This window comes from Pedobacter roseus (assembly GCF_014395225.1).
Taxonomy (GTDB): Bacteria; Bacteroidota; Bacteroidia; order Sphingobacteriales; family Sphingobacteriaceae; genus Pedobacter; species Pedobacter roseus.
Genome location: NZ_CP060723.1, coordinates 5,296,851 through 5,313,661, shown reverse-complemented (window position 1 = coordinate 5,313,661; position 16,811 = coordinate 5,296,851). Strand labels below are relative to the sequence as shown.

At 39.3% G+C, this 16,811-nt stretch carries 15 protein-coding genes; 4 read left to right on the top strand and 11 right to left on the bottom strand.

Features of this window, described 5'->3' with window-relative positions; all coding sequences use genetic code 11:
* Positions 1–13: 13 nt before the first annotated feature.
* The 3 genes from H9L23_RS21865 to ffh all read right to left on the bottom strand — a co-directional run bounded on the left by H9L23_RS21865 (position 14) and on the right by ffh (position 4,017).
* Positions 14–682 (bottom strand): hypothetical protein, encoded by a 669-nt coding sequence (locus H9L23_RS21865; protein WP_187592308.1) that lies wholly within the window; start codon positions 680–682, stop codon positions 14–16.
* 85 nt (positions 683–767) lie between these two features.
* Positions 768–2,306, bottom strand: a complete 1,539-nt coding sequence (locus H9L23_RS21860) for a YifB family Mg chelatase-like AAA ATPase (RefSeq protein ID WP_187592307.1) — start codon at positions 2,304–2,306, stop codon at positions 768–770.
* 373 nt (positions 2,307–2,679) lie between these two features.
* Positions 2,680–4,017, bottom strand: a complete 1,338-nt coding sequence (gene ffh / locus H9L23_RS21855) for a signal recognition particle protein (RefSeq protein WP_187592306.1) — start codon at positions 4,015–4,017, stop codon at positions 2,680–2,682.
* A gap of 207 nt (positions 4,018–4,224) precedes the next feature.
* Between ffh and H9L23_RS21850 the strand changes: the two genes are divergently transcribed.
* From H9L23_RS21850 to H9L23_RS21840, 3 genes are all read left to right on the top strand, one after another.
* Positions 4,225–4,587, top strand: coding sequence for a BlaI/MecI/CopY family transcriptional regulator (locus H9L23_RS21850; RefSeq protein WP_029281488.1), 363 nt, complete (start codon positions 4,225–4,227; stop codon positions 4,585–4,587).
* The gene (locus tag H9L23_RS21845; protein ID WP_246474757.1) at positions 4,584–6,740 is read left to right on the top strand and encodes a M56 family metallopeptidase; all 2,157 of its coding nucleotides are present in this window, start codon (positions 4,584–4,586) and stop codon (positions 6,738–6,740) included. The genes H9L23_RS21850 and H9L23_RS21845 overlap by 4 nt, the downstream gene beginning before the upstream one ends.
* A gap of 271 nt (positions 6,741–7,011) precedes the next feature.
* The gene (locus H9L23_RS21840) at positions 7,012–9,432 is read left to right on the top strand and encodes a DUF5916 domain-containing protein (RefSeq protein WP_187592305.1); all 2,421 of its coding nucleotides are present in this window, start codon (positions 7,012–7,014) and stop codon (positions 9,430–9,432) included.
* Positions 9,433–9,564: 132 nt separating this feature from the next.
* Here H9L23_RS21840 and H9L23_RS21835 read toward each other — a convergent pair whose 3' ends face one another.
* A complete protein-coding gene (locus H9L23_RS21835) occupies positions 9,565–10,554 on the bottom strand; it encodes a helix-turn-helix domain-containing protein (protein WP_187592304.1) in 990 nt (329 codons plus the stop codon).
* Between the two features lie 96 nt (positions 10,555–10,650).
* Here H9L23_RS21835 and H9L23_RS21830 point away from each other — a divergent pair, with 96 nt between their 5' ends.
* The gene (locus H9L23_RS21830; protein ID WP_187592303.1) at positions 10,651–11,382 is read left to right on the top strand and encodes a ferredoxin reductase domain-containing protein; all 732 of its coding nucleotides are present in this window, start codon (positions 10,651–10,653) and stop codon (positions 11,380–11,382) included.
* Position 11,383: 1 nt separating this feature from the next.
* Here H9L23_RS21830 and H9L23_RS21825 read toward each other — a convergent pair whose 3' ends face one another.
* The 7 genes from H9L23_RS21825 to ruvX all read right to left on the bottom strand — a co-directional run bounded on the left by H9L23_RS21825 (position 11,384) and on the right by ruvX (position 16,443).
* Positions 11,384–12,403 (bottom strand): DUF3078 domain-containing protein, encoded by a 1,020-nt coding sequence (locus tag H9L23_RS21825; protein WP_187592302.1) that lies wholly within the window; start codon positions 12,401–12,403, stop codon positions 11,384–11,386.
* A gap of 93 nt (positions 12,404–12,496) precedes the next feature.
* Complete coding sequence (locus H9L23_RS21820) at positions 12,497–12,820, bottom strand: hypothetical protein (RefSeq protein ID WP_223191007.1); 324 nt, start codon at positions 12,818–12,820, stop codon at positions 12,497–12,499.
* Entirely contained in the window at positions 12,817–13,569 is a 753-nt protein-coding gene (locus tag H9L23_RS21815) for a hypothetical protein (RefSeq protein ID WP_187592301.1), read from the bottom strand. Before H9L23_RS21815 ends, H9L23_RS21820 begins: the two co-directional genes overlap by 4 nt.
* A gap of 48 nt (positions 13,570–13,617) precedes the next feature.
* A complete protein-coding gene (locus tag H9L23_RS21810; protein WP_187592300.1) occupies positions 13,618–14,460 on the bottom strand; it encodes a glucosaminidase domain-containing protein in 843 nt (280 codons plus the stop codon).
* 90 nt (positions 14,461–14,550) lie between these two features.
* Positions 14,551–15,228, bottom strand: coding sequence for a glucosaminidase domain and LysM peptidoglycan-binding domain-containing protein (locus H9L23_RS21805; RefSeq protein WP_187592299.1), 678 nt, complete (start codon positions 15,226–15,228; stop codon positions 14,551–14,553).
* 152 nt (positions 15,229–15,380) lie between these two features.
* On the bottom strand, positions 15,381–16,019 hold the full coding sequence (locus H9L23_RS21800) for an O-methyltransferase (RefSeq protein ID WP_187592298.1): 639 nt from the start codon (positions 16,017–16,019) through the stop codon (positions 15,381–15,383).
* Between the two features lie 7 nt (positions 16,020–16,026).
* The gene (gene ruvX / locus H9L23_RS21795; protein ID WP_025141594.1) at positions 16,027–16,443 is read right to left on the bottom strand and encodes a Holliday junction resolvase RuvX; all 417 of its coding nucleotides are present in this window, start codon (positions 16,441–16,443) and stop codon (positions 16,027–16,029) included.
* Positions 16,444–16,811: the final 368 nt, after the last annotated feature.

Here is a 16,811-nt window from a genome sequence, read left to right as displayed (position 1 = left end):
TGTTGATGAAAGCTTAATAATAGAAATTGCGATCTGATTTCGGGATTTTTAATTCAGCCCTGCCGGGAGCAAAATCATCCATTTTGGGAATGGCTTTAAACGGATATTTAAAATTGTAAAAACTATCTTTTGGTATTTTTTTGTCTTCATCACAGGTTCCGTAAGTGTAAGCCACGCTCACTTGCTTGGTCGAGAAATTAATATCGTATTTGTAATCAAAATCGCAGGTATCGTAGTCGTTCATTGTAGAACCGATCACAAACCAATCGTTGTTTTGATAACGGTAAATGTTTTTCCAGGTACTGTAATGCCTGCTGTTGTGGTTAACCGTTTGTTCAGTAATCAGGGTATTGTTTTTAATTTTTATCGAGAGGTTTACGCCGGCATCTACACAAAAGCCACAATCTTTATTGCTCCGCAAAATGGTATTGTTGCTTTTCCACAGTTTAATTTTACCGTCAACCCGTTTACAGATATAGAGGATTCTTTTTAAACCGTCTTTTCCATCGGTTTTGTCTGTATCAAAAGCATATACCACTTCGTCAATGCCATCTTTATTTAAATCGCCTTTGGTTTCGAGAACCATTTTATAATTTTTGGGTGGATTAAAATCGGGTAGTGTTTGCCCGCTACAGTTAAGGAATATTAATAAGCTGAAAAATGCAAGGGATATTTTTTTCATAGCGGATGTTTGTAGATCAATAAACATAATGCTTATTATGATACAAATAAATTTAAAAGTCAATTTTTGTGAAAGAATGGACCATTTATCCCGCCCAGCCGTCCCGATCTAAACTCCTATAATTAATGGATTCGGCAAGGTGTTCGATTTCTACATTCTCGCTTCCAGCGAGATCCGCAATGGTACGCGCCACTTTTAAAATCCTATCGTAAGCCCGGGCAGATAAACCCAGGCGTTCCATAGCTGTTTTTAAAAGCATAATCCCCTCCTCATTAATCTGACAGACTTTGCGTACCATCTTTGGACTCATTTGTGCATTATAATGTAGCTCGGGTTTATCCACAAAACGTTTATCCTGAATTTCCCTGGCTTTAATTACACGGTTCCTGATGATGTCGCTTTTTTCGGCATCCTCTGAAGATGCTAAAGACGTAAAATTAACAGGGGTAACTTCTACGTGCAGGTCTATACGGTCTAAAAGTGGTCCGGATATTTTACTCAGGTATTTTTGAACGACACCGGGTGCACAAACGCAGTCTTTTTCAGGGTGATTGTAAAATCCACATGGGCAGGGGTTCATAGAAGCTACCAGCATAAAACTGGCTGGATATTCTACCGAAAACCTCGCCCTCGAAATGGCCACTTTCCGGTCTTCCAATGGTTGGCGCATCACTTCTAAAACAGTGCGTTTAAATTCAGGCAGTTCATCCAGAAATAACACACCGTTATGTGCGAGTGATATTTCGCCAGGCTGTGGATTTATCCCACCTCCTACCAAAGCTACATCGCTAATGGTATGGTGCGGCGAACGGTATGGCCTTGAGGTCATTAGCGAGTCGGTTGCAGAAAGTTTTCCGGCTACAGAGTGGATTTTTGTAGTTTCTAAGGCTTCGCCTAAATTTAAGGGCGGCAAAATGGTGGGCAGGCGTTTGGCAAGCATAGTTTTACCCGCTCCGGGCGGACCGATCAGTATCACGTTATGGCCACCTGCGGCAGCAATTTCGAGCGCCCGCTTAATATTCTCCTGTCCTTTAACATCAGAGAAATCGTGTTCGTAATTATTGATGTTTTTTAAGAATTCTTCTTTCGTATCAATTTTAACTTGTTCCAGCGTTTCGGTTTTATTAAAAAAAGCGGCAACCTGTGCAAGGTTATCTACGCCATAAGCTTCCAAGCCATCAACAACGGCAGCCTCACGCACATTTTGTTTGGGTAAGATGAAACCTTTAAAACCATCTTGCTGGGCCTGTATGGCGATGGGTAAAGCGCCTTTTATCGGTTGTATACTTCCATCTAAAGAGAGTTCGCCCATAATGAAATAGTTCTCGAGATCTTCATTAGGAATTTGCCCTGATGCGGCTAAAATACCGATGGCAATGGGCAGATCATAAGAAGAGCCTTCTTTTTTAATGTCGGCAGGCGCCAGATTGACCACAATTTTTTGTTTCGGCATACGCAGGCCTGAAATATTGATGGCACTGGCTACACGCCGCAGGCTTTCTTTTACTGCATTATCAGGCAGGCCCACCATGTAATATTTGGCACCTGCACTGATGTTCACTTCGATGGTTATGGTTAGTGCATTTACGCCATAAACAGCACTCCCGTATGTTTTTACAAGCATTAATTTTTTATTAAATAAAAGCAGGATGTAAATTATTCGGGACGAATAGTGATTTATGCTAAGATAGTAATTTTTTAATTACTGACTAAAATTATAACATCTTGCAACCACTCCCTAGCGGGCCTTGAATTAAGGAAGGAAGCTGATTGCGCTATTTGATTTTGAAGTTCTAGCTAAATTAAGCAACAAGCTTTGTTAAATAAACCTGATTGTACGAATGCCGATTTCTTCTATCGGCAGCAGGGAAAGCAGGGCTTAAGCCCGCCATGGAATGCTGAACACTCATTTCCAAAACCTATAAAACCAAAAATCCCAACCATTTCTGATCAGGATTTAAATATTTGCAATATGTATTTTCGCTTTAAGCTAAAACCTATCTTCCAAAAGGCATTTTAGGCATACCTTTCATCATGGCTGCTGCGGCTGCCGGGTTAGAAAACTGCTTCATCATTTTACGCATATCTTCGAACTGTTTAATCAGCTTGGTTACTTCCTCAACCTTGCTGCCGGAGCCTTTTGCAATGCGTAAACGGCGGCTTTGTTGGATGGCATCCGGATTTTCTTTCTCAAATGGCGTCATCGAATTGATAATCGCTTCGATCGATTTAAAAGCATCATCCTGGATATCCACATTCTTCATCATTTTACCTACACCAGGTATCATGCCCATCAAATCTTTCATATTACCCATTTTCTTGATCTGCTGGATCTGGTTATAGAAATCGTTGAAATCGAATTTGTTCTTGCGGATTTTTTTCTGAAGTTCTGCTGCCTCTTTCTCATCGAACTGCATCTGTGCACGCTCAACAAGTGAAACCACATCACCCATACCCAAAATACGCGATGCCATACGATCTGGATAGAAAACATCAAGTGCTTCCATTTTCTCACCAGTACCAATAAATTTAATCGGTTTGTTTACCACCGATTTAATCGAAAGGGCTGCACCACCGCGGGTATCACCATCTAATTTGGTTAAAACAACACCAGTAAAATCTAAACGGTCGTTAAATACTTTGGCTGTATTTACCGCATCCTGCCCGGTCATCGAATCTACTACGAATAAAATCTCGTGAGGCTGAGTTTTAGCTTTTACCTCCGAAATTTCGTTCATCAACGATTCATCAATGGCCAAACGACCAGCTGTATCGATGATGATTACATTATTTCCGTTTTGTTTACCATGCGCTATACCTTCCAGGGCAATACCAACAGGATCTTTCGAATCGCGGTTGGCATAAACCGAAACGCCAACAGAAGTTCCTAAAACCTCCAATTGATCTACAGCCGCCGGGCGATACATATCGCCGGCCACTAATAAAGGTTTTTTGCCTTTACCTTTTAAGTGTAATGCCAGTTTACCTGCGAAGGTTGTTTTACCTGCACCGTTTAAACCTGCTATTAATATAATGGTAGGATTTGCTTTGGTATCTAACTCGGTAACTTCGCCACCCATTAAGGCCGCAAGTTCGTCGTTCATGATTTTGGTAAGCAACTGACCCGGAGAAACCGCCGTTAGTACATTTTGTCCTAATGCTTTTTGTCTTACATCATCAGTAAATGCTTTTGCTGTTTTATAATTTACGTCGGCATCCAATAACGCTTTGCGGATTTCTTTCATGGTTTCTGCCACGTTGATTTCCGTAATGCTGCCTTGTCCTTTTAATACTTTAAACGCTCTGTCTAGCTTGTCCTGTAAATTATCAAACATAATTGGGTACAAATTTTTGTAAATGCAAAGATATTGTTTTTTTGCCTAAAAGAGAGTTCAATCGTAATTAAACGGCAATTTTAAGACCTGATTATTAAAAATATAGGCATTTCAAAATTAATCGTAACGCTAAAGTTACATTAATACTAATCGATTAGTATTGCTATTAATAAATTAGTAGTATGTTTGTTTATCAATTTTTACAACATGATCAAACTAGCAAAAAGAGAAGAACAAATTATGCAGGTGTTTTGGGACGTAGAGAAGGCCTTTATCAGGGATATTATCCCTTTGCTGCCCGAACCTAAGCCTCATTACAACAGCGTAGCTACGATGGTGAAAATTTTAGAGGAAAAAGGATTTTTGGGTCATGATGTAGTTGGCAATATGTTTTGTTATTTCCCGGTTATTGGACGGGAAGAATACCAGAAGCACGCATTAAAGGATGTGGTAAGTCAATACTTCGACAATTCTTATCCGCGTATGCTGGCCTTTTTTGCCAAAGAACAAAACTTATCAGAAGACGAATTAACTGAAATTGTTAACCTCATTAAAACAAAGAAACCATGATGTTCTACGTGTTGAGTGTGGCCCTGATTTTAACAGGTTGCCTGTTATTTTATAAGCTTTTGTTGCAAAATGAAACCTTTTTTCCTTTAAACAGGTACGTACTGCTGGTATGTTTGGTACTTTCTTTTAGCCTGCCTTTAATGCCGGTGCCGGCACAATTTTCATTCAGAAAGGCGAGTATAGAAATTCCTCTTACCATAAATGAACCAATGGCACCTGTGGTAGACGTACCTCAGCAAAAGCCGGCGGTAAAGGCTAAAAGCAGCACAGAAAACAATATCAAGGGTTCTTTCTTTAAAGATATTTCTATCCTAAAGCTGGTGTTGTGGGCTTATTGGCTTGGGGTAGCTGTATTTGCGATCAATTTTGTTTTTCAGCTTTGTGTTTTGCTCTATCGTGCTTATTCCAGACCTGTAATTATTGATGGCCGTTTCAGAATTGTTGAACTGGCCGGCAATCAGGCACCCTGCTCGTTTGCCAACAACATTTTTATCAATCCCGAAAAATATGATTGGGATACCTACAACCAAATTATCCTGCACGAAAAAATCCATATCCAGCAAGGGCATAGCTATGATATTTTAATCGCCGAACTGGCCCTGGTTTTTCAGTGGTTTAATCCCTTTGCCTGGATGTACAGGAAGGCAATGGAAGATAACCTCGAATTTTTGACAGATAATGAACTGCTGGCCAACTCTGATATAGAACCAATGAGCTATAAAATGAGTCTGGTAAAAGTGTCGGCACCACATTTTCCGGTTAGTTTAACCACTAATTACAATCAATCCATCCTTAAAAAAAGATTAGTTATGATGAACGCAAAAAAATCAAACGTAAATTCTACCTGGAAATACCTCTTTATTGTACCCTTGTTTTTGGTATTTATCGCTTTCCTTAACGAGCCGGTGGCTTATGGGAAAAATAGTCCTCAGGTAAAAAAGAGTGAAAAATTTAATTCGATGGAAGAGGATGGCACCTGGTTTGCCACCATCAATGGAGATAAAGTAAATATCCGTTTTGAATCAGACGAAGACGGTAAAAACAACAACAGCAGCCAGTCTTTTTCGCTGGCAGAACTTAAAAACCTGCCAAGGGGAAACGAAGGAACATTTTCGGTTACCCGCGATGCCGGCACCATGAACTTTACCGGAAAATTTGAAAACAATACCGGCATGGGTACTTACAAATTTAGTTCTAATGCAGATTTTACCAGTTTCCTTACCAAACAAGGTGTAACCAATATCAAAACAAGAGATAACCTGGTATTTTTTATGATCAATGTAAAGAGAAGCTATGTTGCCGGTATAAAAGCTTTGGGTTACGATGGTATTTCTAAAGATAACTTAATCCCTTTGGTTGCTTTGAACGTAACTCCTGAATACATTAAATCGTTAAAAACAGCAGGTTTGGCAAATTTAACTTTGGCCGAGCTAATCCCATTAAAAGCTTTAAATGTAGATGCTGATTTTGTAAAAGGCATTAAAGAATCAGGCTTTACCAAAATAACAGCTGATAAAATGATCACCTTTAAATCGCAGGGCATTACAGGCGAGTACCTGAAAAATGCAAAATCTGCCGATGAGGAAAGCCGTGCAACGAATGTACAAACAACCTCAGTAAAAGCTAAGCTGGGCAAAACTCCTCAGAAGAATACAACAGAGGATACTGATGAGGATGAAAAACTGAGCAGGTTGATTACCAGGAAAGTGATGAATATTTCTCCTGATTATGCCAAAAGCTTTTCGGCTCAGGGCTTAAAAGTTTCTGAAGATAACCTGATCGCCCTGAAATCGTTAGGTGTTACTGCCGATTATTACGCAGGTTTTTCGGCCCAGGGGCTAAAGGTTTCTGACGATAACCTGATTGCCATGAAATCGTTAGGGGTTACCCCCGAGTATTTTGCAAGTTTTAAAACAGCTGGCCTAACAGGTTTAACCGCCGATCAGGTTATATCATTGAAATCTTTAAGCGTAGCTGCTTCTGATTTTAGCGAGTTTAAAAAACTAGGTTTTAAGAATTTAAGTGTAGATGATATCATCTCGGCAAAAGCCACCGGAACCTCTCCTGTATTTGTAGCTTCGATGAAGAAAAAGGGCCACAACTATAATTCTATAGAGGATTACATCAAGATGAAAGTGCTTGCGTTAGATTAGTTAAGCAACAGACCAATAAACCAAACCAACTATTTCTGGTGCTTAAGAGCCAGGAATAGTTGTATCGGTTTTGCCCTTTTTAAAAATAAATAATCCCGATTTTTCCTGAAAAAAAATTGCTGCTTAATGTTAAGTGGTAACACCTTTTATTGCCTTTTTAAATCTGTTTGTAACATATCCCGCGTCAGAATATAATAAACCCAGATGTTATTTAAGTTTTGATGCAACATTTTATTTCGAAAACAGTCTTATATCCAACTAACCTAAACGAATGAAACGCTGTATCCTCCCCATTTTAATATTTATATGTACTTTCTGTAAGGCGCAGGATATTTCTAAACAAAAGCATTTAGATGCTAAAAGAACAATCCAGATTCCTAAAATTGACGGCGTTTTAGATGACGAATGCTGGAATGATGTGCCTGTTGCCACCGATTTTATCCAGATAAGGCCAAATCCTGGAAAAATTGAAACTCAGGATAGACGTACCGAAATGAAGGTGATTTATGATGACGTTGCAATATATGTTTACGCCCGCATGTACGATAATCCTGACAGTGTTTCTCACGAATTGGTTTCGAGGGATAATATTGGTAACGCCGATTTCATTTCAATTATTGTTGATCCTTTTTACGATAAAATGAACGGAAATGGTTTTTTCGTTACTGCTGCAGGGGTTCAGTTTGATGCTAAATACTCACAGGTAGGTGATGAAGATGCCAACTGGAATGCGGTATGGGAAAGTGCAGTTAAATTAGACGATAAAGGCTGGACCTGCGAAATGAAAATTCCTTATTCGGCATTGCGTTTCTCCAGTAAAGATATCCAGAACTGGGGATTGAACTTTAGCCGCAGGATTCAGCGGGAAAACCTTCAAACCTTTTGGAATTTCGTTGACCCTAAAGTGAATGGTTTTATCAATCAGGAAGGATTGTGGATGGGGATAAAAGACATTAAACCACCATTAAGGTTATCTTTTTCTCCATATATCTCCGCTTATGTAAATCATTATCCCGTTAATTTACCTGGCGTGAAAAACACCACATCACGGTTTAATGGCGGGATGGATGTAAAGTATGGGATCAACAACAGTTTTACCCTCGATATGACTTTGGTGCCCGATTTCGGTCAGGTACAATCAGATAACAGGATCCTGAACCTCACTCCTTTTGAGGTGAAATTTAACGAAAACCGTCAGTTTTTTACCGAAGGGACCGAGCTTTTTAACAAGGGTGATCTTTTTTATTCTAAACGTATTGGTTCTATCCCTTCCTATTACGATTATAGTGGCGTGGGCAGTGATAAAATTGTGAAAGATCAAACCGAAGCCAAAGTATTAAATGCTACAAAAATTTCTGGGCGGACGGCAAAAGGATTAGGGATCGGGATTTTTAATGCAATAACCAACAGCATGGAAACAGAAGTGGAAGATGCGCAAGGTAACCTCCGCATGGTAGAAACCCAACCACTTACCAATTATAATATTTTGGTTTTCGATCAATCACTAAAAAATAATAGCTCGGCAACATTTATCAATACCAATGTGTTGAGGCAGGGTTCGGCCTACGATGCCAATGTAACGGCATTGCTGTTTAACCTGAACAATAAAGGGAACAAATACTTTGTTAATGGCGCAGGTAAAATGAGCTATTTACGGGGTAAAGAAACCAGTACAGGATATAGTTACGGGCTTAAATTTGGTAAACAGAGCGGTAATTTCCTCTGGAGTTATTCGCAGCAATACGCAGATGATAAATTTGACCCATCTGATTTAGGCTTTTTTACCAATAACAACTTTTTAGATCAGGTGCTGGATTTTCATTATAACGTTTATAAGCCAAGCAGTTGGTACAATCAGTTTTTAAGCTATTTTAATGTTTTATACTCGAGGAGGGCTACACCAGGTAGCTTCCAAACTTTTTCTGTAGAGGGCGGACCTTATGTTCAATTTAAAAATCTTTGGTCGGCGGAAGTAAACGGTATCTACACCGCTGCAAAAAACGATTTCTACGAATCGAGAAACGGGCAGGTATATAAAGCACCCGAAAGTTATAGCTTCGTTTTATACATCAACCCTAACCGCGCAAAAGCTTATAATTTTGGTGGAAACATCCGCTACAGAGAACAGGAACTTTTTAAAGGCAGGGAATATAATTTTTACTTTTTTCAAAACCTGCGGATAAACGATAAAATTGCTTTTGGTTTAGATCTTAATTTTAACCCGAATTACAATTATGTAAACTGGGTAACGGCACAGGGTGATAAAGCCATTTTCTCCAGATACGACCGCAGAACGGTAGAAAACTCTTTCGATGCCAAATATACCTTTACCAATTTAATGGGATTTACAGTGGTGTTGAGACATTATTGGAGCGACAGAAGAAATAAAGAATTTTACCTGCTTAAACCCGATGGCAATTTAACCGATTATACCGGAGCGCCGCTAAATGGATTGGACAGAAATTACAATGTGTTTAATATCGATTTAATTTATACCTGGCAGTTTGCTCCAGGAAGCACGTTATCCGTTTCTTATAAAGATGCGGCAGAAACTTACGATACTTATTACACACAGCGTTACAATAAAAACCTGAGCGGAATTTTAAATGCACCGCAAAATAACAGCCTTTCGGTTAAGGTTTTATATTATGTAGATTATCTGGATCTAAAGAAAAAGAGGAAGAAGGTTTAAAACCTTGATTTAAGTGGTCATTTCCTTGCCTTGGATTTAAACCCAAGGCAAGGAAAAATATACATCCAAGACTAAGGACTAAAGACTGGGGACTTTGGACTCCAAACTCCCAGCTAAAAACTCCCAACTAAACTAACGCGCTTTCCCCGGGCTTATCCCAAATTTCTTGCTAAAGGCATTGCTGAAATGTTGTACAGAAGAATAACCAAGTTCATCTGAAATGTGTTTGATGTCTTTACTACTATCTGCTAATAGTTCTTTGGCTTTCATCAGTTTATAATCGCTCAAATAGCCAAAAACAGTATTTTTAAAGACCTCTTTAAAGCCATGTTTCAGCTTAAATTCGTTTATGCCTGCGGTTTTGGCCAGTTCGGTTAAAGATGGCGGATGATTGGCATTGGCCAGCAGGTATTCCCGTGCATAATAGATCCTTTCTTTATCATAAGCCGATTTGAGTGCTGGTTTTTCTGTTTTTTTAGCTGCTTCTTCAAAAGCCTGGGCCTGTAGTGCCAGCAATTCCAAACATTTAGACTGAAGAAACAATAATTTTAATCCACCGGTAAAATGGCAGTTCATAATATCATTAATGCAGCTATGCATGGCCAGGGTGATGGGCAGGTTTTCTGATGAAATTTCTACCGAGCGGCTGTTCATGATGTTTTCGGCAAAATTCTTTAACAGGATGCTGCTTTCGCTGGTTAAATCAATAAAACGTGATCTTTCGAAATTTACCTCGAAAAATTTATGTGGACCTCCCGTATCAAATTCTGCCATCCCGTCAAAATCAGGACTATAAATAATATTATGCTGGTTCGCTTTAATATCCAGGCGTTTGTTGGTGAGGTAATTTTCCATAATGCCCCCGCCAGTGAGCGCAAAGTGGAGTTCAACCACATCAGGCTCATCAAAAGCTTTAATTCGCAGGCGACTCTGTTTCACCACCATATCGCCGTAAACAATATAAATACCTGAAAAAGCAATCTGTACGATCTCTGCATCGCCAAAAGGAAAACTGTATTTATCCCGCCTTTCGGTTACCAGTGGCTGATTAAATTGAACGATGTCGAACTTACTTCCTACAACATAATATTTATCATCGCTATCGTAAATGTTTAAGGCCATAAAATCCTTTTGATATAAACTTTAATCCTTTTGGTATAAAAAGATCCGTTTGTTAGACAACTACTTTTGTTCAAAGTTACTAAACAAAAGAATACGATGCCTAAATTACCTTCATGGCTGGCCAACACAATGGAAAAAGTGATCAGCAATAAAATATATCAAGTAGAAGTTGTAGAAACCAAAATGTTAAGCAGCAACTTAAAGTGCGTTACCTTTAAAGGAGATTTTTTTGATGCTAAATTTATACCCGGGAATGAGGTATTGCTGAGGGTTAATGCCAACGAATACAGGCATTATACTTTATCGGCCTTTGACGAGGCAGACGAAACCTGTGAGGTGATTTTTTACCTGAACAGACAAGGTCCTGGTCATCATCTGGCCGTAAATATTCAAAAAGGAGACCAGTTAAAACTGATTGTAGACCGTGCGAAAGTAAAATACAACCAAGCATCCAATCAGCATTTCTTTTTTGGCGATGAAACCAGCCTGGGCTTGTACGAATCGTTAGGTAAAAAGGTAATTGATGAAGATCTGGAATATTTTGGGGTGCTTGAACTTCAGGAAGAAAACCTGAATTCAGTTGAACACCTTAAATTATTGATTGATGCGGTACCATCTGACCTGAATGCCCCTGCTAAAAATGCCATTACCTGGATGGACAATATGCATCCGCTATGTTGGGAGATGTGGCAAAATGCTACGTTTTACTTAACAGGCAGGGCAAAATCAGTACAGCAGTTTAAACGTTACCTAAAACAAAGGGGCGTAAGCTTTAGGCAGATTATTACCATGCCGTACTGGGAAATGGGTAAGGTTGGTGGCGGCTAGGCTACCTCGGGAAGGTAAAGCCAAAACCGAGGGCCAGCGTTTGGTTGGCCTGTATTTTATTTGTGCCAGTATCTTTATCGAACAGGAGTACGCCAGTTAAACTCGTGTTCATAAAACGATTGATTTTTGCCGTTAATGCAATATCTAAGCGGTGATCAATATTACTCATCTCAAAATCCTGATACGGAATGAACATCTGATAACGTGCCTTAAGATTTGTATTGGTAAATATATCCTTATCAAATGCACTTACAATTTGGAAAGCCAGTTCATTACGTACTTTTTTCCCATATTCTACACCAAAAACAGTCGGTTTGGTATTATTATCAACTGGTTTAGGAAAAAGCTTTTCGTCCAATACAAAAGTTTGACGTGCAGTACCAGTACCTATACGGGTAGAAAAATATTTAACAGGTTTATACTCGAAACCGATAGATTCTGTTAAATAACCCGGACCCATAAATTTTGAAATCAGTGTTGCGGTTTCCTGGCCGTTTACCACACTGTAAGAATAACCGTTATCGAATTGGGATTCAAAACTTAAGGATCCGAAGAAGAACCAGCTTTTAGAGAGTTGAAAAGATGCTTTATTATCCCAAAAAATACGGTCGTTGGTTTTCTTTTGCAGCTGATCTTTATTTTTTATCTTACCGTATTGCAAAACAAGCTCGCTCACATAACTATAGCTGCTTTTGTTGTATTCTGCTTTCCAGTTAACCAAACCGCCTACGGCTACCGAGTTGGTACCTCCACCCTTCCAGTTATTGCTAAACTGTGCCTGGTTAACGTTAATGCCAATACTGGTTTTGGTTTTCCAGTAATTGATTTTTGCATTAACCACCAAAGGTTTAATTTTTACCGGCTCAAAGTTTAACGGGCCCTGTCTGCTTGGCAGTGGACTGCGTTTTAGTTTAATGTTCAGGTCTTTGGTATTGATGGGAATCGTATCAATTTCCTGTGCATGTAATTGGGTAGAGCAGAAACTTAGAATCAGGATGATGGCAGCTAAACAGTTCTTCATTATTACAAAGAAAAAGAAAAATTTTAGAGATAAAAAGCATTTAACGAAATGATTGTCAGATCGACAATTCAATTTGGACAGAAAATTGCCCCATTATATCGATCTGATCCAGCCATACCAATTGCCATTTTTCAGGTAATTAAGGTTGGTGTCATGATGGTAAGCTTCCTTTTCAAAAATGATGTTCCGGTAAGCCTGGTGGTGATTTCGGTATTTAAAAAGGTTGATAAGGTAATTAAAAAGATACAGCAGATAAAAAGGCAAAATAAGCAATTCAAGCTGCTGGCGCAGGTGGATGGTTTCGTGGTTAATCATTTCCGGATCGCTTTTAAGCCTTTCCGATTTTAGCAGTATAAAGGGGAATATGGCCATACCGGCAGCCGGAAGTTTTTTAACGATGATAATTGGCGCCCTCACAGCTTATCGATGGTTATTTTAGGCAATGCAGGCAATTGTAACGCTTTAGGGTTTAATCTGTAACTTTTATAGGCATTTCTGATAAACTGGTTAAATGAATAATCAGTAGCATCGAGCACAAACTGGTAAGTTGGGCGGTATTGCTGCATAAAATCGGTCAGTTCATCATCCTTTATGCCCAACACCTGGCGCACCAGGTTGGCATTAAAACGATAATCAATTAAATCTTCACGGTAATCTTTTTCGAGGATTTTCTGCAGGTGACGGGCATTTCTTCCCTGACGGCTCAACAGGTTGTAAATAGCATCAATCCCCAAACCTACCCCGCCATTGCCCAGGTTTAATAAATCTTTACTGCTGCCCTTCATAGTTTGGTAGCGGTATTCCTGTACATTTTTTTCGTACAGTTGCTGTGGTGTTAAGCGCTTCCGCTGAATCACTACATCGCGCAACCTGATCCCCAACGTTTTAAGCTGAAAATACATGGCAGTTTGCCCCTTAAAAAGCATAGTATCTACTCCGTAACCTGATAAAGCGGCCACTAAAGTATCGCCAGGGATAGCGAATGTGCTAAACTCTCCTTTTGTATTGTTGTATAAACCATCACCGGTACGGATATTGTAAATGTAAACCTTGGCCAGGCGCTGTTTGGTTTCTTTATCAATAACAATTCCCTGCACAGGTTTAGTTTGCGCATAAATAAGCTTAGAAAGGCTTAAAACGAGAATAAAGGAGAAAAAAAATTTCATTAGGTTACAAAACTACAAATATCTGGCAGGCAATGTTTGTACTTAACATTATTTAACCTTAAGTACCTGACCTAATTTAATGGCATCTGTAGTCATCTCGTTCAGCATTTTTAACTGATCAACCGTTAAGTTAAAGCGTTTTGCAATATTGTACAGCGTATCGCCTTTAACAACAGTATAGGTCCCATCAGCAAGAATTGGTTTTGCGCCCGGTGGCGGCGTATCTACAGGAGTAAATTTAGCTTTTTCCTGTGGGATATTCTGGTTAATTTCTGTAAAAACCCTGTCCTCGCGGGCAATTTTCTGCTTTTCGCTTTCAGATTGATCGTATTGATAAAGCTGATATTTTTCTATGGTATTGATCAATAAATCCGGATATTTTGGATTGGTGGCATACCCGGCGGTTTTTAAGCCCTGTGCCCAGCTTTTATAGTCGTTCTTGTCCAGTTGGAACAGAAAACTGTAGCGTTTGCGTTTTAAAAACTCAGAGTGGTCTCTAAACGATTCGCGGGCATCTTTATACACCCTGAAACAGTCATTTTTCTGGTCGTCATCACGGAAATAGTTTTTTCCTCTCCAATCTGATGTGCATTTAATACCAAAGTGGTTGTTGGCATATTTGGCTAAATCGCTGTTTCCGCTGCCCGATTCTAAAATGCCCTGTGCTAAAGTAATGCTTGCCGGAATGCCATTGGCATTCATTTCTTCTACCGCTACACCTTTAAACTCGTCTATATAACTCAAGGTATTATAGCTTTTGTACGAATTGTTATTGGCTTTATTGGCTGCTTTTTCGATTTGTTTGTTGTTTTTGGAAAATTTCCTTGAACCGCATGAGCTTAAAAAAATGAGGATTGCCGCTAATAGGATAAGATGCTTGGTTGAACGCATATAGGGTTAATTGTTTAAATCGGTTAACTGGTTAATTGTGAGCTGCAAATTGCAAACTAGACTTAAGACTCTGGAGTATGGACTCAAGACTTAAAACTTAATCTTTTGTCCTGGTTTAAGGTTTACCTTTTTCATGCCGTTTTTCTGCATCAACGCTTTAACTGTAGTGCCCTTCTTTTTAGCAATTGCACCCAGGTTATCGCCAGATCTAACGGTATAAGTTTTTGTTGTTCTCCTGCTTCTGGTATGGTGGCGCACCGGAGTGGCATAAACTGGTTCTTCATATCCTTCAGGCCTTTCGTCGTATTGGTAAAGCTCATATTTTTTAATGAGTCCAATAACCTGACTGGCCCAGCTTCTACTGCTTGCATAACCACAACGACGGATGCCATAAGTCCAGCCTTTGTAATCATACTGATCGTACTTTGCAAATAGGTTGTTAAAAGGTTCGCGTGTTTCCATTATTTCAACAAAATGGCTGTAAGATTCATCTGCATTTAAATAATCGCGGTACGAAGAGCGAATATCTGCGTTATTATTGGGCCCTTTTACTCCAAAATGGTTGTTAAGGTGTTGTGCAATTTTACTGTTTCCTGCACCCGATTCATGTATGGCAACGGCTAAAATAACACTGGCCGGAATTTTATGATCGCGCATTAATTCCTGTGCGTATTCTACATGCTCTGCAATGTAATCGTCGGTATCTTGCGCCTTGGCGATAATTACCGAGATGAGCAGTAAACAAAAAGTAAAAATTTTCTTAGTCATGGTTAACTGTACAAAATTGTTTAATTGTATGATTAATCGATGAAATAATTTAACCGATCAATATTTTATACTAAACTTTCTTCATTTCATTTTTGGTTAATTGCTTAACCGGCGTTGATAAATCAATTAACCGATTTAAACAGTTTCTACAATTAACCCAATTTCCTGATCACAAACAAACCATCGCGAACGGGCAATATCAATTTCTCAACCCGTTCATCATCAGCGATTTTGTCATTAAAACTAGTAATATTTCTGGTGTCTTTGTCTTGTTTCTCCTGAAGTACTTTTCCACTCCATAGTACATTATCCACAATAATAATTCCACCAGGGCGTACGCGATCGAAAATCAGATCGTAATAAGTGCCGTTATTTTTCTTGTCGGCATCAATAAAAACGATATCGAAAACTTCGTCTAAATCAGCTATTGTTGCGGTAGCATCGCCCAGGATATAATTAATCTGATCTTTATATATTGATTTTGCAAAGTTGCTGCGCACCATGTCTTCCAGCTCCTCATTAATATCAAGGGTATAAAGCAGGCCGTCTTTGGTTAGCCCTTCTGCCAGGCATAAAGTAGCATAACCCGTAAAAGTGCCGATTTCTAAAATCCTTTTTGGAGAAACCATCTTACTGAGCATGCTCAAAACCCTGCCCTGATAGTGGCCAGAGAGCATACGGGGCATTAAAACCTTAAGGTTGGTTTCGCGGTCTATCTGCTGTAGCAGTTCGCTTTCAGGTTCGCAATAGGCAATTAATAGATCTTGTAAATCGTCGTTTATCAGGCTCATTTGTTGGTTATAAACGGTTACTTTCCATAAAATATTGTAAAATAATGGTTGCAGCAATGGTATCAACCCTGTCTTTGTCTCTTCTATCCATTTTTTTTAGCCCGCTTTGCATAATGGCCTGATGTGCCAGCTTAGAAGTAAAACGCTCATCAACCCAGTGCCTGGGGATATCGGGAAACGATTTTTTTAATAGTGTTGCAAAGCCTTTTACATGTTGCGCCGAATCGGAAGGCGAACCATCCATCTGCTTGGGATCTCCCAATACAAAAGCCTCCACCTGCTCGGTAAGCATATATTTTTTAACGTATTCGATCACATCTTTCGGATGCACAGTATCCAGGCCTGTTGCAATAATCTGCAAAGGATCGGTTACTGCAATGCCGATGCGTTTTGTTCCATAATCAAATGCGAGGATCCGCGCCATAAATGTTAAGCGTTGGGTGTTTGGCGTAAAGCGTTTATCACCGTTTAAAAAAATAAAAGCCAAAGGTAAGCTTTTTGAAATAATCGGTAAACCTGAGAGGTAATGCTTTGGTAATGTATGTGTTATCGGCTTAAAAATTGATTCGCTCTGTTTTTTGGAAAGCAAGAACTGTAATGCCTGGCTATGTTTGGTCCTGCTGTATGCTTTAGCCCTCATGCTTCGGGGCTGCCGCTTCCATCAGGTTTAGTTAATGTAGGCCGGTGCGGTTTGGGAAAAGTTGCAGCGTGCACCATTTGACTATATAGATTTTGAACTTTTTTTAAGCCTAATAGTGTGTTTCAAATTAAGATCGTAATTACGAATGTGTG

What these genes read in the sequence shown, in the direction of transcription:
- H9L23_RS21865 (WP_187592308.1), bottom strand. Translation starts at nt 682, where the DNA reads ATGAAAAAAATATCCCTTGCATTTTTCAGCTTATTAATATTCCTTAAC.
- H9L23_RS21840 (WP_187592305.1), top strand. Translation starts at nt 7,012, where the DNA reads ATGAAACGCTGTATCCTCCCCATTTTAATATTTATATGTACTTTCTGT.
- H9L23_RS21800 (WP_187592298.1), bottom strand. Translation starts at nt 16,019, where the DNA reads ATGAGCCTGATAAACGACGATTTACAAGATCTATTAATTGCCTATTGC.
- H9L23_RS21845 (WP_246474757.1), top strand. Translation starts at nt 4,584, where the DNA reads ATGATGTTCTACGTGTTGAGTGTGGCCCTGATTTTAACAGGTTGCCTG.
- ffh (WP_187592306.1), bottom strand. Translation starts at nt 4,017, where the DNA reads ATGTTTGATAATTTACAGGACAAGCTAGACAGAGCGTTTAAAGTATTA.
- H9L23_RS21825 (WP_187592302.1), bottom strand. Translation starts at nt 12,403, where the DNA reads ATGAAGAACTGTTTAGCTGCCATCATCCTGATTCTAAGTTTCTGCTCT.
- H9L23_RS21835 (WP_187592304.1), bottom strand. Translation starts at nt 10,554, where the DNA reads ATGGCCTTAAACATTTACGATAGCGATGATAAATATTATGTTGTAGGA.
- ruvX (WP_025141594.1), bottom strand. Translation starts at nt 16,443, where the DNA reads ATGGCGCGGATCCTCGCATTTGATTATGGAACAAAACGCATCGGCATT.
- H9L23_RS21830 (WP_187592303.1), top strand. Translation starts at nt 10,651, where the DNA reads ATGCCTAAATTACCTTCATGGCTGGCCAACACAATGGAAAAAGTGATC.
- H9L23_RS21860 (WP_187592307.1), bottom strand. Translation starts at nt 2,306, where the DNA reads ATGCTTGTAAAAACATACGGGAGTGCTGTTTATGGCGTAAATGCACTA.
- H9L23_RS21810 (WP_187592300.1), bottom strand. Translation starts at nt 14,460, where the DNA reads ATGCGTTCAACCAAGCATCTTATCCTATTAGCGGCAATCCTCATTTTT.
- H9L23_RS21815 (WP_187592301.1), bottom strand. Translation starts at nt 13,569, where the DNA reads ATGAAATTTTTTTTCTCCTTTATTCTCGTTTTAAGCCTTTCTAAGCTT.
- H9L23_RS21850 (WP_029281488.1), top strand. Translation starts at nt 4,225, where the DNA reads ATGATCAAACTAGCAAAAAGAGAAGAACAAATTATGCAGGTGTTTTGG.
- H9L23_RS21805 (WP_187592299.1), bottom strand. Translation starts at nt 15,228, where the DNA reads ATGACTAAGAAAATTTTTACTTTTTGTTTACTGCTCATCTCGGTAATT.